19 protein-coding genes are annotated in these 22,745 nt (G+C 72.7%); 12 read left to right on the forward strand and 7 right to left on the reverse strand.

The features are described from left to right. Nucleotides 1-134 precede the first annotated feature (134 nt). The 7 genes from ABT158_RS23750 (at nt 135) to ABT158_RS23780 (ending at nt 8,836) form a co-directional block, all read left to right on the forward strand. The gene (locus tag ABT158_RS23750) at nt 135-1,343 is read left to right on the forward strand and encodes an N-acetylglucosamine-6-phosphate deacetylase (protein ID WP_352356722.1); all 1,209 of its coding nucleotides are present in this window, start codon (nt 135-137) and stop codon (nt 1,341-1,343) included. Then, nucleotides 1,343-2,806: a UxaA family hydrolase gene (locus ABT158_RS23755; protein WP_352356724.1), complete on the forward strand. Its 1,464-nt coding sequence runs from the start codon at nt 1,343-1,345 to the stop codon at nt 2,804-2,806. The genes ABT158_RS23750 and ABT158_RS23755 overlap by 1 nt, the downstream gene beginning before the upstream one ends. Next, on the forward strand, nt 2,806-4,041 hold the full coding sequence (locus ABT158_RS23760; RefSeq protein WP_352356726.1) for a mannitol dehydrogenase family protein: 1,236 nt from the start codon (nt 2,806-2,808) through the stop codon (nt 4,039-4,041). The genes ABT158_RS23755 and ABT158_RS23760 overlap by 1 nt, the downstream gene beginning before the upstream one ends. Beyond that, nucleotides 4,038-4,832: a 6-phosphogluconolactonase gene (locus ABT158_RS23765; protein WP_352356728.1), complete on the forward strand. Its 795-nt coding sequence runs from the start codon at nt 4,038-4,040 to the stop codon at nt 4,830-4,832. Before ABT158_RS23760 ends, ABT158_RS23765 begins: the two co-directional genes overlap by 4 nt. Beyond that, a complete protein-coding gene (locus ABT158_RS23770; RefSeq protein ID WP_352356730.1) occupies nt 4,825-5,985 on the forward strand; it encodes a Gfo/Idh/MocA family protein in 1,161 nt (386 codons plus the stop codon). The genes ABT158_RS23765 and ABT158_RS23770 overlap by 8 nt, the downstream gene beginning before the upstream one ends. Nucleotides 5,986-6,068: 83 nt before the next feature. Then, nucleotides 6,069-7,061, forward strand: coding sequence for a LacI family DNA-binding transcriptional regulator (locus ABT158_RS23775; RefSeq protein ID WP_352356732.1), 993 nt, complete (start codon nt 6,069-6,071; stop codon nt 7,059-7,061). Continuing rightward, a complete protein-coding gene (locus ABT158_RS23780) occupies nt 7,058-8,836 on the forward strand; it encodes an alpha/beta hydrolase family protein (protein ID WP_352356734.1) in 1,779 nt (592 codons plus the stop codon). Before ABT158_RS23775 ends, ABT158_RS23780 begins: the two co-directional genes overlap by 4 nt. A 12-nt stretch (nt 8,837-8,848) precedes the next feature. Here the strand turns inward: ABT158_RS23780 and ABT158_RS23785 are convergent, their stop codons facing one another. The 6 genes from ABT158_RS23785 to ABT158_RS23810 form a co-directional block, all read right to left on the reverse strand. Then, nucleotides 8,849-9,787: a carbohydrate ABC transporter permease gene (locus tag ABT158_RS23785; protein WP_352356736.1), complete on the reverse strand. Its 939-nt coding sequence runs from the start codon at nt 9,785-9,787 to the stop codon at nt 8,849-8,851. Beyond that, complete coding sequence (locus tag ABT158_RS23790) at nt 9,784-10,716, reverse strand: ABC transporter permease (RefSeq protein WP_352356738.1); 933 nt, start codon at nt 10,714-10,716, stop codon at nt 9,784-9,786. Before ABT158_RS23790 ends, ABT158_RS23785 begins: the two co-directional genes overlap by 4 nt. Before the next feature lie 12 nt (nt 10,717-10,728). Further along, nucleotides 10,729-12,498 (reverse strand): hypothetical protein, encoded by a 1,770-nt coding sequence (locus tag ABT158_RS23795; protein WP_352356740.1) that lies wholly within the window; start codon nt 12,496-12,498, stop codon nt 10,729-10,731. 9 nt (nt 12,499-12,507) lie between these two features. Then, complete coding sequence (locus ABT158_RS23800) at nt 12,508-13,692, reverse strand: putative glycoside hydrolase (protein WP_352356742.1); 1,185 nt, start codon at nt 13,690-13,692, stop codon at nt 12,508-12,510. Next, nucleotides 13,692-15,335 carry an extracellular solute-binding protein gene (locus ABT158_RS23805; protein ID WP_352356744.1) on the reverse strand — a complete coding sequence of 548 codons (1,644 nt, stop codon included), beginning with the start codon at nt 15,333-15,335 and terminating at the stop codon, nt 13,692-13,694. The genes ABT158_RS23800 and ABT158_RS23805 overlap by 1 nt, the downstream gene beginning before the upstream one ends. Nucleotides 15,336-15,591: 256 nt before the next feature. Next, nucleotides 15,592-16,362 carry a helix-turn-helix domain-containing protein gene (locus ABT158_RS23810; RefSeq protein ID WP_352356746.1) on the reverse strand — a complete coding sequence of 257 codons (771 nt, stop codon included), beginning with the start codon at nt 16,360-16,362 and terminating at the stop codon, nt 15,592-15,594. Nucleotides 16,363-16,686: 324 nt separating this feature from the next. Between ABT158_RS23810 and ABT158_RS23815 the strand changes: the two genes are divergently transcribed. The 3 genes from ABT158_RS23815 to ABT158_RS23825 all read left to right on the forward strand — a co-directional run bounded on the left by ABT158_RS23815 (nt 16,687) and on the right by ABT158_RS23825 (nt 20,009). Beyond that, nucleotides 16,687-17,367 (forward strand): hypothetical protein, encoded by a 681-nt coding sequence (locus ABT158_RS23815; RefSeq protein WP_352356748.1) that lies wholly within the window; start codon nt 16,687-16,689, stop codon nt 17,365-17,367. Nucleotides 17,368-17,532: 165 nt separating this feature from the next. Continuing rightward, nucleotides 17,533-19,236 (forward strand): C39 family peptidase, encoded by a 1,704-nt coding sequence (locus tag ABT158_RS23820; RefSeq protein ID WP_352356750.1) that lies wholly within the window; start codon nt 17,533-17,535, stop codon nt 19,234-19,236. Between the two features lie 227 nt (nt 19,237-19,463). Then, on the forward strand, nt 19,464-20,009 hold the full coding sequence (locus ABT158_RS23825) for a cysteine hydrolase family protein (protein ID WP_352356752.1): 546 nt from the start codon (nt 19,464-19,466) through the stop codon (nt 20,007-20,009). A 110-nt stretch (nt 20,010-20,119) separates the two neighbouring features. On the opposite strand, the gene ABT158_RS23830 is transcribed toward ABT158_RS23825, so the two are convergent. Next, nucleotides 20,120-20,551: a DUF1963 domain-containing protein gene (locus tag ABT158_RS23830; RefSeq protein ID WP_352356754.1), complete on the reverse strand. Its 432-nt coding sequence runs from the start codon at nt 20,549-20,551 to the stop codon at nt 20,120-20,122. A 274-nt stretch (nt 20,552-20,825) separates the two neighbouring features. On the opposite strand from ABT158_RS23830, the gene ABT158_RS23835 reads away from it, so the two are divergent. Together ABT158_RS23835 and ABT158_RS23840 are read left to right on the forward strand one after the other, a co-directional pair. Then, nucleotides 20,826-21,434, forward strand: a complete 609-nt coding sequence (locus ABT158_RS23835; protein WP_352356756.1) for an ArsR/SmtB family transcription factor — start codon at nt 20,826-20,828, stop codon at nt 21,432-21,434. Between the two features lie 26 nt (nt 21,435-21,460). Beyond that, on the forward strand, nt 21,461-22,717 hold the full coding sequence (locus ABT158_RS23840; RefSeq protein WP_352356758.1) for an MFS transporter: 1,257 nt from the start codon (nt 21,461-21,463) through the stop codon (nt 22,715-22,717). Nucleotides 22,718-22,745 lie beyond the last annotated feature (28 nt).

The raw sequence follows: 22,745 nt of genomic DNA on the forward strand, positions 1-22,745 counted from the left end.
TGGTCCTCTCTGCTGTGCGTGGCGCCGATCCTACGTAAGGCAAGCGTTTGCGGCAATTGCCGAGAAGACCTTGATGACGACGTGTTTGATGGGATAAACAGGTTGCGCAACCGCTTGCCGCGATGGGGGACTGCATGGCGAGATACGCGATGACCGGCGCCCGGGTGGTCCTGCCGGAGGAGATCCGGGAGGACCTGGCCGTCGTCGTGTCCGGTGACCGGATCGAGGCGGTCCTGCCCGCCGCCGCGCTGGACGGCGTGCCGCGCGTGGACGCCGGCGGCCGGTACCTGACGCCGGGCCTGATCGATCTGCACACGCACGGAGCCGCCGGCCACGGGTTCGACCAGGGCGAGGCCGCGGCCTGGGCGGCGGTGCTGGCCGCGCAGGCGCGCTTCGGCGTGACCGCCGCGCAGGCGTCGCTGGCCACGGCTCCCCTGGCCGACATGGCCGACCGCCTGGCCCTAGCGCGGACGTTCGCCGAACGGGACGCCAGGAGGACGGAGGAGGCCCCGCGAGCCGGCGCCCGGCTGCTCGGCGTCCATCTGGAGGGGCCGTTCCTGGCGCCCGAGCAGGCCGGGGCGCACGATCCGGGCCTGCTCCTGCGCCCGTCGGGCGAGGCGGTCGGCACGCTGCTGGCCGCCGGGACGCCGAGCATGATCACCCTCGCGCCCGAGCTGCCCGGCGGCATCGAGGCCGTGCGGCGGTTCGCCGCCGCCGGGAGCGTCGTGGCCGCCGGGCACAGCCAGGCCGCCGGGGACGTCTTCGCCGCCGCCGTCGCGGCCGGGGTCACCCACCTCACCCACCTGTGGAGCGGGCAGTCCGCGCTGACCAGGCAGGGACCGTGGCGGGTGCCGGGACTGCTGGAGGAGTCGCTGGCCAGTGACGGGCTGACCGCCGAGGTGATCGCCGACGGCCGGCATCTGCCGCCGCAACTCCTGCGGATCGCCGCGCGCTGCCTGCCGGGGCGGTTGTGCGTCGTGTCGGACGCCACCCCGGGCGCCGGGTTGCCGGACGGCTCGCCGTACCGGCTGGGCGCGCTGGACTGCGTCGTGCGCGACGGCGTGGGGATGTCGCCGGGCGGCGCGGCGTTCGCGGGCAGCACGACCGGGCTCGGTCCGATGCTCGGCCACCTGCGGCGCGAGCTGGGGATGAGTGTGCCGGAGGTGGTCGCGATGGCCACGGTCACGCCCGCGCGGGTGCTCGGGCGGCGCGACCTGGGGGCGCTGCGGGCCGGCTGCCTGGCCGATCTGGCGCTGTTCGACGACGACTTCGGCGTGCGGGCCACGATCGTGGGCGGGCGCTGGCTGCTGGACGAGGACGGGCTTCGGGAAGGGGCTGCGTGATGGGCGAGGATCTGCTGAGGCTGCGCGAGGGGGACGACGTCGCGGTCGCCTTACGTGACCTGCGCGCGGGCGAGCGGCTCGGCGGGCTGATCGTGGCGGAGGAGGTGCCGAGAGGGCACAAGGTCGCGTTGCGGGCGTTGCGGGCCGGTGAGCCGGTGCTCAAGTACGGCCAGCACATCGGGGTGGCGTCGGCCGGGATCACCCCGGGCGCGCACGTGCACACGCACAACCTGCGCTACGACGACACGGCCCCCCGCCGCGCGGCCCACGCCGCACCGGCGCGGACGCCCCCCGCGGCTGACGGGATCTCGTACTTCGACGGCTACGTACGGCCGGACGGCAGGGTCGGGACCCGCAACCACATCGGCATCCTGACCTCGGTCAACTGCTCGGCCACTGTGGCCAAGCTCGTCGCCCGGCGTTTCCAGGACCACGACGGCATCGACGGCGTCGTCGCCCTGACCCACAACACCGGCTGCGGCCTGGCCGACGACGGCGAGGGCCTGGAGATCCTGCGCCGCACCCTCGACGGCTACGCCGCGCACCCGAACTTCGGCGCCATCCTCATGCTCGGCCTCGGCTGCGAGGTCAACCAGCCCACCACCGCGATCCCCACGCTGAGCATCCAGGAGCTCGGCGGCACGCGTAAGACGGTCGACGCCGCCACCCGGGCCGTCGAAGAGCTCCTGCCCGACGTCGCGAGGGCGAGACGCACCCCGGTGCCCGCCTCGGAGCTGATCCTCGGCCTCCAGTGCGGCGGCTCCGACGGCTACTCCGGCCTGACCGCCAACCCCGCCCTGGGGGTGGCCGCCGACCTCCTGGTCGCCCAGGGCGGCACCGCCGTGCTGGGAGAGACGCCGGAGATCTACGGCGCCGAGCACCTCCTCGCCGAACGGGCCGCCACCCCCGAGGTCGCCGCCCGGCTGATGGAACGCATCGCCTGGTGGCGCGAATACGTCGCCACCCACGGCGGCAGCATGGACCACAACCCCTCCCCCGGCAACCGGGAGGGCGGGATCACCACGATCCTGGAGAAGTCCCTCGGAGCGGTCACGAAGGGCGGTTCCACCCCGCTCACCGCCGTCTACGAATACGCCGAACGCGTCGAGGCCAAGGGCCTGGTCTTCATGGACACCCCCGGCTACGACCCCGTCTCGGCCACCGGCATGGTCGCCGGAGGCGCCAACGTCATCTGCTTCACCACCGGCCGCGGCTCGGTGTACGGCTGCCGCCCGGTGCCCAGCGCCAAGCTGGCCACCAGCAGCGAGCTGTTCCGCCGCATGGCCGGGGACATGGACCTCGACTGCGGTCCCGTCGCCGACGGCCGCGCCGACCTGGAGACCGTCGGCCGACAGATCTTCGACCTGGTGCTGCGGGTCGCCTCCGGGGAGCCGACGCGCAGCGAGGAACTGGGGTTCGGCGCCGAGGAGTTCGTGCCCTGGCAGCTCGGCGCGGTGATGTGATGCCGCGCGTCGTCCATCTCGGCCTGGGCGCCTTCCACCGCGCCCACCAGGCCGTCTACACCGAGGACGCTGGGTGGGAGGTGTGCGCGGTCGCGCCCCGCTCGGCCGAGGTCGTCCGCGCCCTGCGCGAGCGCGGGCACCGCTACACGCTGCTCGTACGCGACGGCGACCACGCCACGGCGCGTACGGTCTCCTCGATCCGCGCCACCCTGCACGCCCCCACGGAACGCGACCGGGTCGTCGCGGTCCTGGCCGACCCGCGGACCACGGTCGTCACGCTGACCGTCACCGAGAAGGCGTACCGGCCGGACAGCGCGGTCATCGCCCTGCTCGCCGAGGGGCTGGCCGCGCGGGCGGCGAAGGACGCCGGGCCGCTGGCCGTGGTCTCGTGCGACAACCTGCCGGGCAACGGCCGCCGCCTCAGCTCGCTGTTCGAGGGCCGGATCGGACCCGGCGTCACCTTCCCCGCCACGGTCGTCGACCGCATCGTCCCCGCCGCCACCGCCGAGGACCGCGAGCTCACCGGCGACCCGGCGGTCGTCGTGGCGGAGCCGTACACGCAGTGGGTGCTGGAGGACGGCTTCCCGGCGGCCCGCCCGGCGTGGGAGCGCGGCGGCGCGCTGTTCACCGCCGACGTCACCCCGTACGAGCAGGCCAAGCTCCGCATCCTGAACGGCACGCACAGCACGCTCGCCTACGCCGGCGCGCTCATCGGGCACGAGCACATCGCCGATGCGCTCGCCGACCCCGCGCTGGAGGCGCTCGCCCACCGGCTGGCCGCCGAGGACGTCCTGCCCTCGCTGACCCCGCCGGACGGGATGGACCTGGAGGTCTACGCCGCCGCGATCCTGGCGCGGATGCGCAACACCGCGCTGCGCCACCGCTGCGCCCAGGTGGCGATCGACGGCTCGCTGAAGGTGCCGATCCGGCTGCTCGGCACCGTCAGGGACCGGCTGGCCGCGGGGGCGCACCCGCGCTGGGCGTGCCTGGCGGTCGCCGCCTGGCTGCGGCACGTCAGCGGCGGCGTCGATGACCGCGGGCGGCCGCTGGAGGTCTCCGACCCGCTCGCCGACCGGCTGCGGGCTATGCCGCCCGAGGAACTGCTGGCCGTGCCCGAGGTCTTCGGCGAGGACCTGCCGTACGAACCCGCCTTCACCGGGCAGGTCCTCGCCGACCTGCGCGACCTGGCCCGGCACGGAGCCGCGGCCGTCATCAGAAGGGAAACCACCACGTGAACGAGCCCCTCGCCCGATTCGACGCCGAAGCGCTCCCGGTCGCCGTGTACGCCGACCAGCGGGCGCTGGCGGCCGCGGCGGCGAGCCACACGGCCGCCGTCCTGCGCTCGCGCGTGTCGCTCACCGGCGCCGCCCGGGTGGTGATCGCCACCGGCAACTCCCAGCTCGCCTTCATCGCCGCGCTGCGTGCCGAGCAGGTGCCGTGGGAGAAGGTGACGGTGTTCCACATGGACGAGTACGTGGGCATCGACGACCGCCACCCCGCCTCGTTCCGCCGCTGGATCAGGGAGAACGTCGAGCAGCCGTTCGCGCCCGCCCGGGTGTGCTACATCGACGGCGACGCGGCCGACGCCGAGGCCGAGTGCGCCCGCTACGACGCGTTGCTGCGCGAGGCCCCGATCGACCTGGTCTGCCTCGGCATCGGGGAGAACGGCCACCTGGCCTTCAACGAGCCGCACGACGCCGACCGCGACGACCCCCGGTGGGCGCGGGTGATCAGCCTCACCCCGGCCTCCCGGCACCAGCAGGTGGGGGAAGGGCACTTCGACGGGTTCGACGCGGTTCCGGCCACGGCCATCACGCTGACCGTCCCGGCCCTGCTCGGGGCGCGGCACGTCCAGGCGGTGGTGCCGGAGGCGCGCAAGGCGCGGGCCGTGCGGGAGGCGTTGCGCGGGCCGGTCGGGGCGCACTGCCCGGCCACGTGGCTGCGCGGGCAGGAAGGGGCGCGGCTCTTCCTCGACCGCGAGTCGGCCGCGCTGGTCCTGGACGAGCCGGCGGTGAGCGGTGGCTGAGCGCCGGCGCTACGCGCTGTCGGGGCTGAGCAGGCGGGCGATGTCGGTGTTCGTCCGCCCGCTGCGCGGCCCCTACGCCGAGGCGGGCGAGCTCGTCGCGGTGTGCGACCCCGACGAGGCCCGGGTGCGCGAGCTCGACCCCGCCCTGCCCTGGTACCCGCCGGAACGGCTGGACGATTTGATCACCGAGACCCGCCCCGACACCCTGCTGGTCGCCGGGCCCGACTTCACGCACGCCGAGGCCGTTCTCACCGGCCTGGGCCGCGGCCTGGCGGTGGTGTCGGAGAAGCCCATGGTCACCACCGCCCGCGACGCCGCCAGGATCGTCGCCGCCGACCCCGGCGGCAGGGTGCGGGTCACCCACAACCTGCGCTACGCCCCGCGCCACCAGGCCGTCAAGCGGCTGATCATGGAGGGCGAGATCGGCAGGGTGGTCGGCGTCGAGCTCGTCTGGAACGTCGAGACCCTGCACGGCGCCAGCTACTTCCAGCGCTGGAACCGCCGCGCCGAGTTCTCCGGCGGCCTCCAGGTGCACAAGAGCTGCCACCACTTCGACCTGGTCGGCTGGTGGCTGGCCGACGTGCCCGTGCAGGTCTTCGGGTACGGCTCGCGCGCCTACTACGGCGCCGGCAGCCCGCACGCGGCCGACGACCCCTACCGGCGGCGCTGGGCCGAGGAAGGCGTGTCGCTGCCCGACAGCCCCCTCGGTCACATCTACGACACGGAGATCGACATCGAGGACAACTACGCGGCCCTCGTGCGCTACCGTGGCGGCGCTCATCTGTCGTACAGCATCCAGTTCTCCGCACCGTGGGAGGGCTACCGCCTGGGGATCAACGGCACGCACGGCCGCATCGAGGCCACGCTCGAATACGGCAGGCAGGCGTCGGGCCCGCCCGAGCCGATCGTCCTGTATCCGATGTTCGGCGACCGGCGGGAGATCGTGGTCGAGGGGGAGGCGGGCGGCCATCTCGGCGCCGACGAACTCCTCGTCCGCGATCTGTTCACCGGGGGCGGCGACGACCCGCTCGGCCTGCGCGCCGGAAGCCGGGACGGCGCCAGGGCCGTGGCCGTCGGCGAGGCCGTCCGGCTGTCGTCGCGAACCGGCCGGCCGGTGGACGTCGAGTCCCTTCTCGCAAGCGGTTGCCCATGACGGACACGGCAGATCGAGCGGCCGAACCGGAAACCGTGCGCAACCGCTTGCGCTAGCGTTGCACCCATGAAGGAAAGATGCCCATGACCGTCACGCTGGCCGATGTCGCGCAGGCGTGCGGCCTGTCGCCGTCCACGGTCTCCCGCGCCCTGTCCGATCCGGGCAGGGTCAGCGCGCAGACCCGCGACAAGGTGGCACGAGTCGCCCGCGAGATGGGCTACACGCCCAACCGGGTCGCCAGGTCGCTGTCGATGGGGCGCACCGGCACGATCGGCCTCATCGTGCCCGACGTGGCCAACCCGTTCTTCCCGCCGATCATCAAGGCGGTGCAGGCCCGCGCCGCGCGCAAGGACCTCGTCGTGGTGCTGGCCGACACCGACGAGCGGGCCGCCGACGAGCTCGACCGCGCCCGGGTGCTGAGCAAGCAGGTCGACGGCCTGATCATGGTCTCGCCCCGCTCGCCGGAGCCGCGGATCGCCGAGATCGGGCGGCTCGGGCCCACCGTGTTCGTCAACCGGCACGTGCCCGAGCACCCGTCGGTGCTGATCGACAACGCCGACGGCATGCGCCAGGCGGTCGAGCACCTGGTGGCGCTCGGCCACCGGCACATCGGCTATCTGGCCGGGCCCCGGCGCTCGTGGTCCAACCAGCAGCGCCACGCCGCGATCACCGAGGCGTGCGCGCAGCTCGGGGCCGAACTGGTGACGTTCGGCCCGTTCGAGCCGCAGGTGCAGGCCGGGGTGCAGGCGGCCGACCTGCTGCAGGGCAGCCAGGCCACGGCCGTTATCGCCTACGACGACCTGATCGCGCTGGGCGTCATGGCCCGCATGTCCGAGCGCGGGCTCAGCGTCGGGCGCGACCTGAGCGTCATGGGCATCGACGACAGCCCGCTGTCGGGCATGGCCTACCCGACGCTCACCTCCATCCACGTGCCCGGCGCCGAGGCCGGCGCCACCGCCGTCGACCTGCTGCTCGACGTCCTCGACGGGATGCACGGGGAGCCCCCGCCGCCGTTGGTGGAGCTGGAGACGTACCTGGTGGTGCGCAGTTCGACCGGGCCGGCCCCGCGGCGATGATCCCCGGGTTCGGGCCGTTCCTCGACGGCCGCTTCGACGTCGCGCACGACCTGCAGGCCCACGTCTACCGGCGCACCGAGCGGCTTCTGTCGCGGTGGGAGGCGGTCAACGACGCGCTGTCCACCCCGGCCGAGGTGCGCGCCCGGCAGGAGGCCGTGCGCGCCGCCCTCACCACGAGCCTGTACGGCGACACGTTCCCGCCCTTCGCGCTCGGCGAGCCCCCGCCGGAGGCCGAGCACCGGGGCAGCGTCCGCTTCGGCGATCTCGTCGTCGAACGGATGGTGCTGCGCACCGCCCCCGGCGTCCTCGTGCCCGCCAACCTCTGGCGGCCCGCCCACGTGCCCGAGCCGGCCGGGGCCGTGCTGTTCGTCTGCGGCCACGGGCAGCAGGCCAAGGCGCACCCCGCCTACCAGGCCGTCTGCGCCCGCCTGGCCGGGGCGGGGCTGGTGGTCCTCGTCATGGACCCCGTCGGACAGGGCGAACGCGCGCTCGCCGACCGCGGCGACGGCGGCGTCTCCGAGCACACCGACGCCGGGGTGACCTGCTGGCGGGCCGGGCACTCACTGGCCGCCCACTTCGTCCACGACGCCCGGCGCGGCCTCGACCTCCTGTGCGCCCGGCCCGACGTCGACCCGGCGCGGCTCGGCATCACCGGCAACAGCGGCGGCGGCGTCCTCACCGCGCTCATGATGGCGCTCGAACCCCGGCTGGCCGCCGCCGCGCCAGGCACGTTCGTCACCAGCAGGCGGGCGTACCTGTGGGCCGGTCAGGCCCAGGACGCCGAGCAGATCCTGCCGGGCGGCACCCTGCTGGGCGTCGGCCACGAGGACCTGCTGCTGGCGATGGCCCCGCGCCCGGCGCTGGTGCTGGCGGCCGACTACGACTTCTTCCCCGTGGACGGCACGCTGGAGACGGTGTCCCGCGCCGCCCGTGCCTACGACCTCCTCGGCGCGCCCGGCGGCCTGTCCGTCGCCCGCGCCCCGGTGGCCCACGGCTACCACCCGGAGCTGGCCCGCGCCGCGACCGCCTTCCTGGCCCGCCACCTGGGCGGCACGGTCGTCTCCGACGCCGAACCGGAGATCCTTCCCGCCGGGGAACTGGCCTGCACCCGCCAGGGCGTCTTCCGCGATCACCCCGGCACGCTGCACGTGCCCGAGCCGCCGCCCGCCGAGCCGGCCTCGCCGGAGCAGGTCGAGGCGGTCGTCCGCGCCCATCGCGAGCCGCCCGCCGAGTTCTTCCCCCGCTGGTTCGACCGCCCCGAGGCGTCCGTGCCCGTCCGGCACGTCTTCTGGCGCTCCGAGCGGGACGTGTGGAACGCGGGCGTGCTCGCCGGGCCGCCCGACCCGGACGGCACCCTGGTCGTCGCCCTGTTCGAGCGCGGCACCGCGTCCCTGCCCGAACGCCAGGACTGGATCAAGGAGAAGCTCGGCACGGGCCGGGCCGTCCTCGTCCTCGACGTCCGGGGCACGGGCGCGCTCGCCCCGGCTCCCGTGACCGCCCGCCCCGACGGCGCGTACTTCGGCACCACCTACAAGCTCATGACCGACCTGCTCTGGCTCGGCGACAGCCTCGGCGCCGCGCGCGTCCACGACGTGCTGCGCGCCCTGGCCTTCGCCAGGCACGAGCGCCTCGGGGCGAGGATCGAGCTCTACGCCGAGGCGGGCCAGGCCGTCCACGCCCGGTGGGCCGCCAGGCTCGACGACGAGGTGGCGGCCGTCGAGCTGCGCGACCCGGTGGACGGCTGGGAGTCGGTCATCCCGGGCATCACGGGATGACCGGCGGCCCGCTCATCCCTTCACCGCCCCGATCAGGATGCCCTTGGCGAAATGGCGTTGCAGGAAGGGGTAGACGATCAGGATCGGCACCAGGGAGATGACCAGCACGGCCATCTGCAGGGCCTGCTGCGGCGGCGGCAGCTCGCCGGTCAGGGCGGTGTTGTCCACGCCCATCGTGGCGTTGTCGACCACGTACGTGCGCAGGACGAGCTGCAGCGGCCACTTGGCCGAGTCGTTGAGGTAGAGCATGGCCGAGAAGAAGCTGTTCCAGTACGAGACCGCGTAGAACAGGCCCACGACGGCCAGCACCGCCTTCGACAGCGGCAGCACCACCCGGCGCAGCACCTGGAACTCGCCGGCCCCGTCGATCCGCGCCGAGTCGAGCAGGTCCTTCGGCAGGTCGAGGAAGAACGAGCGGACCACGATCACGTTGAACCCGTTGATCAGCACCGGCAGGATCAGCGACCAGTACGACTCCAGCAGGCCGAGCTGCTTGACGATCAGGTAGCTCGGGATCATGCCGGGCGAGAACAGCAGCGTGAACAGTACGAGCAGCAGCAACGGCCGGGAGGCGAAACTGCCCGGCCGCGACAGCGAGTAGGCCAGCAGCGTCGTGCAGGTCAGGCTGAGCAGGGTGCCGACGACCGTGACGCCCAGCGACACGAACAGCGCCCGCGACACCACGCCGCCGGCGAAGATCGCCCGGTAGGCGTCGAGCGTGGGGTGCTCGGGCCACAGCACGTAGCCGCCGGCCAGGTTGATCTGCACCTGGTCGGCCAGGCTGGTGGCGATCACCGCGACGAACGGCAGGATCACCACCAGGCAGGCGGCCAGCAGCACGACGCCCTTGAGCGCCCGGACCGGACGGCTCGCCGGCTCCAGGCCGTTGCGCAGCTGCCTGGGCCGCGCGTCGCGGCGGCCGGCCGCCCTGGTGATGTGCGCGCTCGTCATCGCGAGTACACGCCCCTCTCGCCGAAGATGTGCGCGATCTTGTTGGCCGCCAGCACCAGCGCCACCCCGATCACCCCCTTGACCAGCCCGACCGCGGCGGACACGCCCCAGTTCCCGCCGGTCACGCCGTTGTTGTACACGTAGGTGTCCAGCACCTCGGAGGCGTCCACGCCCACCGCCCGCTGCTGGAGCTGGATCTGCTCGAACCCGACGGTCAGCACGTCGCCGAGCTTGAGGATGAGCAGCAGCACGATGACGCCGCGGATCGCGGGCAGGGTCACGTGCCACATCTGCCGCATCCGGCTCGCACCGTCGACCGCCGCCGCCTCGTACAGGGCCAGGTCGACCCGCGAGAGGGCGGCCAGGAACAGGATCGTGCCCCAGCCGGTGTCCTTCCAGATCACCTGCGACGTGATCACGGCCTTGAACAGCCCGGGGTCGCCGATCAGGTCGAACCCCTCCATGCCCTTGCTGCGCAGCCAGGCGTTGACCAGGCCGCCGTTGCCCAGCATGTGCTGGAAGATCGCGACCACGATCACCCACGACATGAAGTGCGGCAGGTAGAGCACCGACTGCACGACCCGCTTGATCCGCTCCGACAGCAGCGAGTTCAGCAGCAGCGCGAGCGCGATCGGCACCGGGAAGACGAACACGACCTGGAGGAACGAGATGACCAGCGTGTTCACCAGGGCGTTGACGAAGGCGGGGTCGAGGGTGAAGATCACCTGGAAGTTCCGCAGGCCCGCCCAGGGCGCCTCGAAGATCCCGATGTAGGGCTGGTAGTCCTGGAAGGCCACGACGTTCCCGAGCAGCGGGACGTAGTGGAACAGGATCACGATCGTCATGCCGGGCACGGCGAGCAGCAACAGGAACCTGTCGCGCCGCCAGCGGCTCTCCTTACGCACCTCAGGCGGCCTCTTGAGCAGCATGCGCACCCTTTCCTAACTGATGAAGCTGGCCGACGCGACCCTGGCGTACGGCAGGCACTGGGCGATCGCGCCGCCGTCCGGATAGGGATCGTGGCGCTCGTAGTCGGGACGGCCGTGCTCGGCCAGGTCGTCCAGGCGGGCGAGCAGGCCGCCGTAGCGGCGGTCGATCACGTCCCAGCCGAACGGCTTGTTGTCGCCGCACCAGACCCGGCGGTGCAGCGCGCGCAGGCGGCGCACTCCGTCGGCCAGGGCGGGCAGGCCCGTGTCGTCGCCGGTGTGCAGGCGTACCTTGGCGGCCAGCACCTCGGCGAGCAGGGCGGGGAAGGCCAGCCGGGCGTCGCCGGGCCTGACCAGGGCGGCCTGCCTCAGGCGGGCGGCGAGGTCGTCGTAGTGACCGGCCAGCCAGGGCGGCAGGCCGGAGGTGAGGAAGCCGAGCACCGGGTCGTGCCAGAGCAGCCACTTGGCCGGGTTGCCGCGCCAGGCGACCGGGTCGCCGACGCCGGGCAGCACGTCAAGTTCGGCGGCGGCCAGCCAGCCCTCCAGCGTGGCGTCGCACGACCCGGCGAAGTCGGCCGCCAGGTCGTCGGCCGCCGCGCCGTACGCCAGGTCGGCGAAGCGCTGGACGGCGGGAAGGGCGGAGAACAGGTCGCACTCGGTGCCGTCGTTGCCCCACAGGGTGACGGCCGCCTCGGCGAGGCCCGCGTCGCGGGCGGCGGCCATCCCGGCCGACAGCGTCGCCAGGGCCTTGGGCAGCGCGGCCCACATGCGGTGGTGCGTCCAGCCGCTGGCCGCGAAGACCGGGTCCTTGCCCAGGCTCTCGCGGTGCCGGCGGATCCACTCGTCGTAGAAGGCGCGCTCGCCGTGTTCGTAGTCCCAGTAGACGAGCTCGACCGGCGCGGGGATGCCGCCCGCGACCCAGGACGGGATCACCGAGCCGGGGTCGTAGTAGTGGCCGGTCGCCGAGCCGAGCCGGAAGTACATGTCGCTCCAGATCATCGGCCGCAGCTCGCGTTCCTCGCAGATCGCCACCACGCGCTCCAGGTGCGCGGACAGGATCTCGAACGGCGGCCGCTCGCCGAAGCGGCGGCGGTACTGGCCCGAGCCGATGCCGTGGGCCTCGTCCATGCCGACGTGCACGCGGCGGCTGCGGAAGCAGGAGGCGACGGTCTCGATCATGCGGCCGATCAGCGCGTAGCCGTCGTCGGCGGCCAGCAGCACGCGCTCGGTGTCGCGCAGCGGCCAGAAGCGCGGCCACTGGAGGATCTGCTCCAGGTGCCCGAGCGTCTGCACGCACGGGATCACCTCGATGCCCAGCCGGTGCGCCTGGTCGTCGATCGCGCGCAGCTCGGCGGCGTCGTAGGCGCCGCGGGCGTAGCCGAACGCGGGCTCCCCGGGCAGCTCGTAGACGTCCTCCATGTACAGCCACAGCGTGTCGATGCCCATGAGAGCGCATTTACGCAGGTAGGAGGCGATCGACGCGGGACGCATGACGGCGTTGCGCGACACGTCCAGCATGAGGGCGAGCGACCGGAACGGGCTGGACTCGGCACGCGGGGACAGCCCGCCCATCGCGACGCCCAGGGCCCGGTAGGCGTCGCGCGGACGGTCGTAGGTCAGGCGCCAGCCACCCTCCTCCCGCTCGATCGCGTAGCCGGGGGCGTCGCCGGGGACGAGCCGGATCCGGACGGCGTCCGGCCCGTCGCCGAAGCGCCACGGGTACTCGGCGGCGATCTCGGCCAGGCCGGGCAGCGGCTCGCCGGGAGAGGTGAGGTGGAGGCGCACGTGGTCTTCCTAGTGGGTCAGGATCAGGCCGGAATTGGGGACCAGGGTGACCTGGCCGGTGTGGGCCACGCCGTGCGAGTCGGTCCACGTGCCCGCGGGCAGGGTGACGGTCGCGTTCTGCGTGGAGGACGGGTTCACCAGCGCCTTGCCGAGCTGGTAGTCACGCTGCCAGGCGCCCGAGGGGTCCTGGACGGGCGCGCCCGCCGGGGTGCCGAGGTCGATGTCGAGTTCGGGCCGGTCCAGCCAGACGCCGTACTGATTGCGTCCGCACAGCGTGAGCATCGTCTTCTGCTCGCGTACCAGGAGGTAGTTGGCGATGATCCAGTCGATCTGCTGCTGACTGGCGTCGGCGAGCGCGGCGGTGGTCGTCTGGTTGACGGTCACGACCGGCTTGACGCCCACGACCGACCGGTAGAGCGCGAACGTCTGCGCCCACTCGTCGTCGGTGATGTCGGCGTCGCGGGCCCGGGTGAAGCCGCCCTCGTGCAGCCACAGGTCGACGATCTGCACGGCCTGCGCCGACTGCTGGCGCTGCCAGGCGTTGACGCCGAGAGGGCTGATGTTGCCCGCCAGGGCCAGGCCCAGCTTGTGCATCTCCTGCTTCATCCAGTACAGGTAGTCGAGGAAGGCGGCGGCGTAGGCGGGGTCGTCGGTGCCGGAGGCGTACTGCTGCACCCAGGCGCCGGACTGGTCGTAGTGGCCGGAGGCGGCGGTCCAGTTCCACGGCACGACGTTGTCCATGGCGATCACCTTGTAGCCGAGCGCCGCGGCCGGCTTGACCAGGTTGTCCAGCATGAACTGCCGGGCCGCCGGGTTGGTCACGTCGAGGGTGACGGCCTGCGAGCTGCCCGACTGGAAGACCGGCGTGACCCGGTCCTCCTTGTACATGATCCAGTCGGGGTGGTTGGCCTGGTACCAGGACAGGGGGCGGTCGGGGCTGTTGTCGCGGATCACCGGCATGTAGCGGCTGGGGACCAGCTCGGCGGGCTGTCCGGTGATGGGGTAGGCGCCCCAGGTGAAGGAGACCTTCCCCTGGTACACCGACTTGTCCGGCACCCCGCTGTCGAACACCTGGGCGCGGGCGATGCCGTCCGCGGGCGGGTCCGGCAGGACGAGGGCGGGCCCGCGGGCGGCGTGCGCGGTGCCCGGGAGCACGAGCGCGACGGCGAGGGCGGCCAGCATTAATCGGATCATCAGTTTCTCCCTGACTGCTGCAGCGCGTCCTGGTATTCGGCGCGCGTCTTGTCCCCGCCGCCCGACTTCCAGGCGGCCACGCCCTCGTCCCACGCGGAGACGGGCTTGCGGCCCTGGATGATGTCGGCCTGCAGGTCACGCATCCGCTTGTCGAGCGTCGCGCCCTGGCTCTGGTCGGTGGCCGAGTACAGGCCCCCGATCGGCCAGGGCTCGGCGTTGACGAGGGCGGCCTTCTCGGCCTCGTACTCGTTCCTGGTGATGTCGGGGTAGCCGGGCGCGTAGTGCACGACCGGCGAGGCCGCGATGTAGAGGGTGGGCACGGTGGTCTCCGACTTGCCCGCGTCGGTGTGGATCGGGTCGGTGCCCTTGAGGGTGAAGTCCCAGTCCTTGACCCCGTAGACGCGCTGGCGGTGCTCGGCGGTGCCGAAGGGCGAGACCAGCCAGTTGAGCACCCGCAGCACCTCCTCGATGCGTTCCCTGGGCGCCTTCTTGAGCCCGGTGATGGAGAAGACGGCCGGTCCGAGATAGGTGGGCGCGGGCCCGCCGCCGTCGAACTTCGGCGGTTGCAGGGCCTTGAGCTCGGCCTTCGGGTCGGCGGCGCGGGCGGCGATCGCGATGTTGGACCAGGTGGAGGCGCCCACGTGGATCTTGGTGGCGCCGCTGGACATCCAGGCGACCTTCTGCGCGCCGGTGGCGGTGAAGGCGTCGGGGTGGAAGACCTGGTCCTTCCACAGCCCCGCGACGACCTCCAGCGCCTTCTTCATCTCGGGCTGCTCGTAGTTCTTGGTGAAGCGGCCGCCCTCGACCTTCCAGTTGTTGGCGACGCCGAGCATGGCGCCGACGAACTCCAGGGTGCTGAGCGGCTCGTCGATGGCCCACTTGTTGGCGGAGGGCTCGGTGAGGCCCTTGAGCAGGGCGATGAACTCGGCGCCCGACCGTATCTCCAGGCTCAGGCCCTTGGCGGCGATGATGTCGGCGCGGGCGGAGGCGGCCAGGCGGATCGCGGGCAGGTGGATGGGGATGCCGTAGATGCCGCCGTTGTAGACCGTGGACTGCCAGCTCGTGGTCGGGATGTTGGCGAGGCCGGGGTAATTTTTGATCTTGTCGCCGGCGAGGAATTCGGACAGCTCCTGAAATTTCGCCTCAAGGAGCCCGGGGAGCTGCGGGGTGTTGGCCCGCACCTCCATGGTGTCCGGCAGGTCGCCTCCGGCCATCATGGTCTGGAACTTGTTGACATAGTCGGCGGTGGGCGCGCCGGTGATCTTCAGTTCGGCGCCGAGCGCCTGGTTGAGCGCCTGCCAGTAGCGGTTGCCGGCCAGCGGGGTGGGCGGGGTGTTCATGGTGCAGAGGGCGTGCACGGTGCCGCCGCGCGCCGGGACCTCGGTGGTGAACTTCACCGGGTCGGCCGGATAGGCGAAGAACGCCGGCAACGCGCCGTCGGCCGTGCCCGGCAGGTCCGCCTTGAGCCCGGTGAAAGGCACGTGACCCGGCAACGTCACCCGCGCGTTGGCCTGGGCGCTGCTGCTCCCGCTGCCACTCCCGGCGCCACCGCCGCCCGAGCCGCACGCGCCCAACGTGCCCAGGGTGGCGAGCCCGAGCGCGCCTTGCAGGAGCTGCCGTCTGCCCAGTCGGTTTGCGTCCATACGGTCGCCACGTCCTTTCGTGATCGCCCGTTCGTCGGGGGGTGGGCACAAGATTGCAAGCGCTTGCCTATATTGTCAATAGATCTCATCGATGATGCAGGTAGAAGCACAATGCCGCATGGCAATCGCTTGCCACCCTTGCGCATTGTTCCGGGATGCCGACATCTCGCCGCACCGAAGGCTCGGCGGCCTGAGGTCACGGTTGGTGACGTCTCGACAGGATTGAGTGCGCCCCCTCGCTCCGGGGACGACCTGGCTAGGCGAGGTCGCAGGGAGGGCCGGACGGCCAGGCGACGTCGTCCACCGCGAGGAACGGCGAGAGCGCGACCGCGGCCGGCGTCACCCCCGCGAAGGTCATGACGTCCCGGTGCAGGTGCGACTGGTCGGCGTAACCGCTCTCGGCCGCCACCAGGGCGGCCCGCTCACCGGCGGCCAGACGGTGGGCCGCCCGGTCGAAGCGGATGAGCCGGGCGACCCGCTTGGGCGTGAGGCCGACCTGGGCGCGGAACCGGGCCCACAGGCGCTTGCGGCTCCAGCCCGCCTCGGCGGCGAGCCGCTCGACGGGCACCCGCCCGCCGCTGGCCGCCATCCGCCGCCACGAGAAGGCGACCTCCGGATCGGCGGCCCGGCCCTCGTCGGCCCGCCCGGCCAGCGCGTCCCGCGCGATCGCGAACCGGTCCTCCCACGACCCGGCGGCCCGCAGCCGCTCCTGGACGCGTTCGGCCTCGCGCCCCCAGAGGTCGTCGAGCGCGACCACCGTGCCGCTCAGCTCGGCGGACGCGCCCAGGACGGCGTGCGCCGCCATCGGCGACAACCGGATCTGCAGGCACTCCATCCGCCGGGTCAGACCGCTCCCCCGCACCTGCCGGGGCGCGAGGCCGGCGACGACGCGTCCGAGCTGCCTGGAGCCGCGGTCGTCCTCGATGACGAACGGCTCGTCGCCGAGGTCGAAGAGCAAGGTGACCGCGGGGTGCGGGACCAGGGCGAGGTCGCGGAGCTCGTTGGCGCGGTCGCTGAACCCCGCCATGACGACCCCGGGCAGGCCGCCGGGCCGAGACGGAACGGTGATCTCCCACCCGGGCACATGACCGCGAACCGGCGCAACTGACCGCACCCCGCCATCGTACGAACCCCGCCCGCGCGGCGGTGGACGGTCAGCGCAAGGCCCGGCGTAGTGCGGAGACGCGGTTCGCGACGGCGCGGCGGGTGATCTCGGTCGAGGTGGACGAGCGCGGCGGCGAGCTCCGGGTCGAGGTTCTGGAACATCTTCATGGACGCTCGCCTCTCTCCCGCTCCGAGCCGCGACCGCGCCCGGTGAATACCACCCGGCCTGATTGCTAGGGTCACGCGCATGCGATCGACTTATCTCGCCTGGGACGATGCGGTTGACCTGTTCGAGCGGCGCGGCCTGCCGAAGGAGACGTACGGGAACCTGTACGAGGAGGAGTACATCCTCGTGCCCGGCCCCGCCACGGTGACCGGCGAACTCCCCCTCGACGAGCACGAGCGCACGCCGTGGCACGAGGACGCCCCCGACGCCGCGACCGGCTACATCGTGGACGGCGACCTGGTCGTCGACGGGAACGTCACCGACGTGGACGACGGCTCCGCCGCGCTAATCGTCCTGGGCGACCTGCGGGCGCGGAACGTCTACCTGGCCGGTGACGCCAAGCTGGTCGTGCGCGGCCACCTGACGGCCGAGACGTTCGTCGGCGACATGACCGACAAACTGGTGATGATCCATGGCGACCTGCGCACCACCGTCTCGATCTTCTGGAACGAGTTCTGCCCCGACCTGGTCGCCGGCACCCTGCACGGCAGGGCCCTGACGCCGGCCTACCTCGACCTGTCCGGCGCCGACGTCGGCGCCCTGGCCGACCCGTCGCCCGAGGTCCCGCTCAGCCGCCTCCTCGTGCCCGAGCTGCTGATCAGCGGCGCCCCCGGCCCCGACGACCTGCCCGAGATCGGCGTCCGCGGCGACGTCCTGCGCGACCGCCTGCTGTCCGGCCTGCCCCTCACGATCGCAGGATGAGCCCCGGACGCCGATCGCGCATGACAGGTGTTTCCGCCACACCGGCCATGTCCCCCGAACCACCCACGACCACTGATCACGGTCAGACATTTTGACGACGTGCCTTCGACGGGGGCCGCGGTTCACGCTTTGGGAGCGAATTCCGCGATCTACCGAAGGACGGTCATGTCACTCCAGCTCACGAAATGCCGGAAATCACTCCTGGCGGCGGCCGCCGTCACCGCGCTGACCGCGGTGACGGCGCTGACCGGCGCCGCCACCGCCCACGCCGCCGACGCCACCGAACAGAGCGTCAGCACCTTACGGACCGGTGACGGGTTCGACGTGCTGATCGGCGGCCAGGCCCGCCTGCACCTCGCGCAACCGGAGAAGTCGGACGGCGTCGTGACCGCCGCCGCCCCCGGCCACGTCGCCGTGATCCCCGACCACGACGGCTCCCGCGGCAGCCGCCTGATGACCTACGACACCCGCACCGGGCGCACCCGCACCCTCGCCCGCGGCAAGGTCGTCTCCGCCGCCTTCTCCCCGGACGGCACCCGGCTCGCCTACACGGTCGCCGGGCAGGCCGGCGCGGACCTGTACGCCGGCTCCGCCGAGGCGCCCGGACGCCGGATCGCCGCGATCCCCGGCGCCCGCGTCGAGGTCGTGGGCCTGTCGGGGGACGCGAGCGCGGCGTTCGTGGCCGCCTACCCCGACGCCCGCGACGACCGGCGGTACGCGGCGAGCCTGCTGCGCGTCGCGCTCGCCGACGGCTCGGTGACGCCGCTCATCGCGAGCGACCCCGCCCACGGCCAGGTGTACGCCGACTTCCGCCTGGTGAACGGCGACCGTCAGCTCGTCAGCTTCATCCGGCGGTCGGGGCCGTATCTGTGCTCGGGACGCTCCGAACTCGGGCTCGCCGACCTCGACGGCCGGACCGTGGCCACGTACGGGGCGAGCTCCGGGACGGCCTACCGCCAGGCGGTGTGGAGCGGGGACGGCGACCGGATCGCCTACGCCGCCCAGCCGTGCACGTCCCAGTCGAAGGCCGCGGCCGACCCGGCGGCGACGGCCGCCCGTACGCGCGAGGAGTCGGGCACCTTCGTGGCCCGGGTGTCGGGCGGCGCGCCCGTACGCGTGGTCAGCGGGGTGACGTCGGAGTTCGGGATCAACGGGTTCGACGGCGACCGGGTGCGGCTGGCCTCGGCCCGGCTCGGGGAGCGTACCGTCGGGGCGGACGCGGTGGCGCGCGGCGTGGCGCAGCCGCTCGCGGCGGCGAACCTGGAGGGCCGGTCCCGCTCGCTGGCCGGCGGCCGGACGAACCGGGCCGTGCACATCAACCAGGTCTACGACACGCGGGACGAGTTCGACGGGCGCGGCTCGTGCGGCCCGACCACCGCCGTCATGACGCTGGCCGGCTACCAGCTCGGTGAGTGGGAACTGTGGGTGAACTACGGCGGACGCCACTACTCGCCCTACGGCCGCTACGTGACCGACGAGTACGAGTACAACGGCTCAAGGTTCTCCTGGACCGCACCCGACTACTCCGGCAACGGCGCGTGGAAGGGGGCGCACGGCGCGATCTACGACCCGCAGTACGGTGCGGTCTGGGCAGACATGTTCGGATACATGAACCGGCACACCGGCTGGACCCAGCAGAGCGGCTGGAACCCGGACTTCGTTCGGCACCAGATCGACATCGGCAACCTCGTCGCCGTGTCCGGACAGATGACCTCCGCCGGGCACATCGTCCTCATCAAGGGCTACACCGATGACGGCAGGTGGGTCGTCAACGACCCGTACGGGCCGAACACCAACGGCGGGCCCGGCGGCGCCGACCAGGTGTACGACACCGGCTACCTGCGCCCCGTCCAGGTCTGGGGCAACTGACCCCCGTGCCGGGGCCGGGGACGTCGTCCCGGCCCCGGCATGGACCGACCGCCGCCTCCATGACAGGCCACGTCAGCACTTTGATCGGCGCTCTTCCGGCGCGCCGGAAGACGGTCGTCGCCGGCGCTCCGGTTGCTGATATCTCAACTCTTGCCTACTGTGATCCCAGTTTGGCCGGAGGGGGCGCGGGCCGTCGCGTCGCCGGAAACACTGGACGGAGCACTGTCGTGACCACTGCACTCATCATCGGCGACCTCCAGCGGGGCATCACGGGCGGTTACCCGTTCGCCCAGCAGGTCGTGCCGCCGCTCACCGAACTGCTGCCCCGCGCCAGGGCGGCCGGCGTCCTGGTGGTGTTCGTGCACTTCGCCTTCCGGGCCAACGGGACCGACGTGCCGCCCGGCAGCGCGCTGATGAAGTCGTTCTTCGAGGCCGGCGACGCCTTCCACGAAGGGTCGGCCGGAACCGAGCTCGCCCTGCCGGTCGCCGACGAGGACGTCGTCGTGCTGAAGCGCCGCGCCAGCGCGTTCGCCGGCACCGACCTCGACCTCGTGCTCCGCGCGCGGGGCGTCACCACTGTGGCGGTCGCCGGGGTCGCCACGAGTGCGATGGTGGCCGCGACCTGCTACGACGCGGCCGACCGCGGCTACCAGGTGACGGTGCTGAGCGACGGCTGCGGCGACGGCGACCCGGCCCTGCACGACTTCTTCGTGGACGCCGTCTTCCCGAGCCGGGGGTTCGAAGTGGTGTCGTGCGACAAGTGGCAAGTGTGATCGCGGACGGGCGGGAGGCGTCCCGCCGCTCCCGCCTGTGACCGGCGTGCCGGCTCGCCTGCCCGCGTTACTGCTGGTCGGCCAGGAGGTCACCGGCCCCGGCCGGCGCCCTAGCACCGCATGGTGAGCCGGGCTTGGTCGAAGCGGCGGGCGGCCACGTGTTCGGGGCGGATCAGCCAGTAGAGGGTGCCGGTGTCACCCCACGTCATCTTCGCGTCGCTGTCGCTGTCGCTGTCGAACTGGGCAAGCAGGATCCAGCGTCCGGCTTCCCGGTCCAAGGCGGGGGTGCCCCACGAGTGAACGCCGCCGAGCGCCGCGTTCGCGACCTCGTACTCCACCGGGCCCTGCACCGGTACGGCGTGGCCGCCGATCTGGTGGCCGATGCGGGTGCGCAGCCGCCGGAAGGCCCGGAGGAACGGCCGGAGGGGGACGGGGGTTTCACGAGTGTCGGGCCACGGCCTGCCATCGCCGAGCAGGGCTTCCCGGGCCCGAGGCAGCCACAGGTCGGGGGCGCTCTCCTCGACGCCTGCGGCCAGTTCCACGTGCGGGTACGGTTCCAGCTCCGGAGATGTTTCCGCGTGGAGAACCGGCGTGTGTCCCGGGACGTACAGCGCCCGGCCCCGCCCCACCCGGGTCCCCGTGGCTCGGAGACTCAAGCCAGTGACCAGTTCGTCTTCGTCGCAGGCGCGCGTCACAGCACTTGAGCCTTCTCCGCGACAGGCCGGCTTCGCACACGATCTACACCCTCGCCAATTGCAAACAGTTCTTCGCGAAGAAGTCTTTGCGAAGAACTGTTTGCAATCTAGGCTGCGAGGCATGACCGAACCCTCCGAGAGCGTTGTCGTCCTCGACGCCAAGGGCCTGCGGGCGCTGGCCCACCCCGTACGGGTGCAACTCGTGGACCTGCTGCGCAGACACGGCCCGTCCACCGCCACCCGCCTGGCCGAACGCCTGGGGGTGAACTCGGGCACCGCCAGCTACCACCTGCGCAGGCTCGGCGCCGCCGGATTCGTGGCGGAGGACACCGAGCGCGGCAACGCCCGCGAACGCTGGTGGCGCTCGGTCCACCACGTCACCCGGCTCACCGACGACGAGCTGTCGGAGCGGGATCCCAAGGCGGTGCTGGCCTACATGCAGTCCATCGCCGCCCTGTACGGCCTGCGCACCCAGCGGACGCTGAACGAGCTGCCGACCATGCCGGCGGAGTGGCGGCGGGTGCTCGACCTCAGCTCCGTCGCGCTGCGGATCACCCCGGAGGAGGGGCTTCGGCTGCGCGAGGAGCTGGCGGAGGTCGTCGACCGCTATCGTCGTGACACCCCCGGCCAGCCGGCGCCCGAAGGGGCCGCGCGGGTCTCGCTGATCACCCAGCTCCTGCCCGAGCTGTCGGACACAACCGACCTGCCCGAGTCGTCCGAGGGTGCGTGATGGGGGCGGGCGGGTCGTTACGCCCGATGGCCGGCCTGCTCGCGGCCATGACGGTGTCGCTGACCGCGACGCGGGTGTCGGCCATCGCGTTGCCCTGGTTCGTCCTGACGACGACCGGGAGCCCGGCGCGGACCGGGATGGTGGCGTTCGCCGAGATGGCCCCGTACGTGCTGGTCAAGGCGCTGGCCGGGCCGTTGGCCGACCGGGTCGGGCCGCGCCGGATCTCCTGGATCGGGGACGTGGTGAGCGCCGCGGCGGCCGGGGCGGTCGTCCTCCTGCACGGCCTGGGCCTGCTGCCGCTGGGTGCGCTGATCGCCCTCGTCGCGGTGGTCGGCGCGGCCCGCGGTCCGGGTGATCTGGCCAAGGAGATCATGATTCCGGAGGCGGCCGAGCGCGGGCGGGTGCCGCTGGAGCGCGCCACCGGGCTGATGGGCGTGACCGAGCGGCTGGCCCAGACGGTGGGGCCCGCGGCGGGCGGGGCGGTGGTGGCGCTGCTCGGACCGCTGGCGAGTCTCGGCATCAGCGTCACCTGCTTCGCGCTCGGCTCGGTGATCGTGACGTGGGCGCTGCCGCGCGACATGGGGCACCGCGCTCCGGCGGAGGAGGCTCCGGAGTCGAAGGAGGGCTACTGGCGGCGGTTCGGCCAGGGTTTCACGTTCCTGCGCGGCGAACCGCTGCTGCTGTCCGTGGTCGTCATGGTCGGCGTCACGAACCTGCTCGACGCGGCCTTCAGCCAGGTGCTGGTGTTCGTATGGGCCAGGGAGTCCGGTCACGGCGCCGCCGTGGTGGGCCTGAACAGCAGCGTCATGGGGTTGACGGCGGTCGGCGGCAGCCTGGTCGCGGCCGCCGTGGCGCACCGGATGCGGCGCAGGCCCGTGTTCTTCGTGGCGTTCCTGCTCGCCGGGCCGACCCGGTTCCTCGTCCTGGCGGTGGATCCGCCGTTGTGGGCCATGGTGGCGGTGTTCGCGGTGGGCGGGTTCGCCGGCGGGTTCCTCAACCCGATCCTCGGCGCGATCTCCTACGAGCGGGTGCCCCGGAGCCTGCTGGGCCGGGTCAACGCGCTGAAGGACTCCCTCGCCTGGGCCGGCATCCCGCTCGGCGGGCTGGTGGGCGGGGCGCTGGTGGCGGTCGCGGGGCTGACGCCGGTGCTGCTCGCCGGCGGCGCGGTCTACGCCCTCACCACGAGCCTGACGGGGCTGCGGCCCGAGTGGCGGCAGATGGACCGGCTCCGCGGCCAGGGCCCGCCCGCCTCGCCCGCGCCACCGGTCACACGCCGGCGGTGATCTTGAGGTGCGCCACGCCGCCGGTGAT

The organism is Nonomuraea sp. NPDC001636, assembly GCF_040298265.1.
Classification (GTDB): domain Bacteria; phylum Actinomycetota; class Actinomycetes; order Streptosporangiales; family Streptosporangiaceae; genus Nonomuraea.

Coding starts and splice junctions, on each gene's coding strand:
- ABT158_RS23750 (WP_352356722.1), top strand. CDS start 135: ATGGCGAGATACGCGATGACCGGCGCCCGGGTGGTCCTGCCGGAGGAG.
- ABT158_RS23755 (WP_352356724.1), top strand. CDS start 1,343: ATGGGCGAGGATCTGCTGAGGCTGCGCGAGGGGGACGACGTCGCGGTC.
- ABT158_RS23760 (WP_352356726.1), top strand. CDS start 2,806: ATGCCGCGCGTCGTCCATCTCGGCCTGGGCGCCTTCCACCGCGCCCAC.
- ABT158_RS23775 (WP_352356732.1), top strand. CDS start 6,069: ATGACCGTCACGCTGGCCGATGTCGCGCAGGCGTGCGGCCTGTCGCCG.
- ABT158_RS23780 (WP_352356734.1), top strand. CDS start 7,058: ATGATCCCCGGGTTCGGGCCGTTCCTCGACGGCCGCTTCGACGTCGCG.
- ABT158_RS23785 (WP_352356736.1), bottom strand. CDS start 9,787: ATGACGAGCGCGCACATCACCAGGGCGGCCGGCCGCCGCGACGCGCGG.
- ABT158_RS23790 (WP_352356738.1), bottom strand. CDS start 10,716: ATGCTGCTCAAGAGGCCGCCTGAGGTGCGTAAGGAGAGCCGCTGGCGG.
- ABT158_RS23800 (WP_352356742.1), bottom strand. CDS start 13,692: ATGATCCGATTAATGCTGGCCGCCCTCGCCGTCGCGCTCGTGCTCCCG.
- ABT158_RS23805 (WP_352356744.1), bottom strand. CDS start 15,335: ATGGACGCAAACCGACTGGGCAGACGGCAGCTCCTGCAAGGCGCGCTC.
- ABT158_RS23810 (WP_352356746.1), bottom strand. CDS start 16,362: ATGGCGGGGTTCAGCGACCGCGCCAACGAGCTCCGCGACCTCGCCCTG.
- ABT158_RS23815 (WP_352356748.1), top strand. CDS start 16,687: ATGCGATCGACTTATCTCGCCTGGGACGATGCGGTTGACCTGTTCGAG.
- ABT158_RS23820 (WP_352356750.1), top strand. CDS start 17,533: ATGTCACTCCAGCTCACGAAATGCCGGAAATCACTCCTGGCGGCGGCC.
- ABT158_RS23835 (WP_352356756.1), top strand. CDS start 20,826: ATGACCGAACCCTCCGAGAGCGTTGTCGTCCTCGACGCCAAGGGCCTG.
- ABT158_RS23840 (WP_352356758.1), top strand. CDS start 21,461: ATGGCCGGCCTGCTCGCGGCCATGACGGTGTCGCTGACCGCGACGCGG.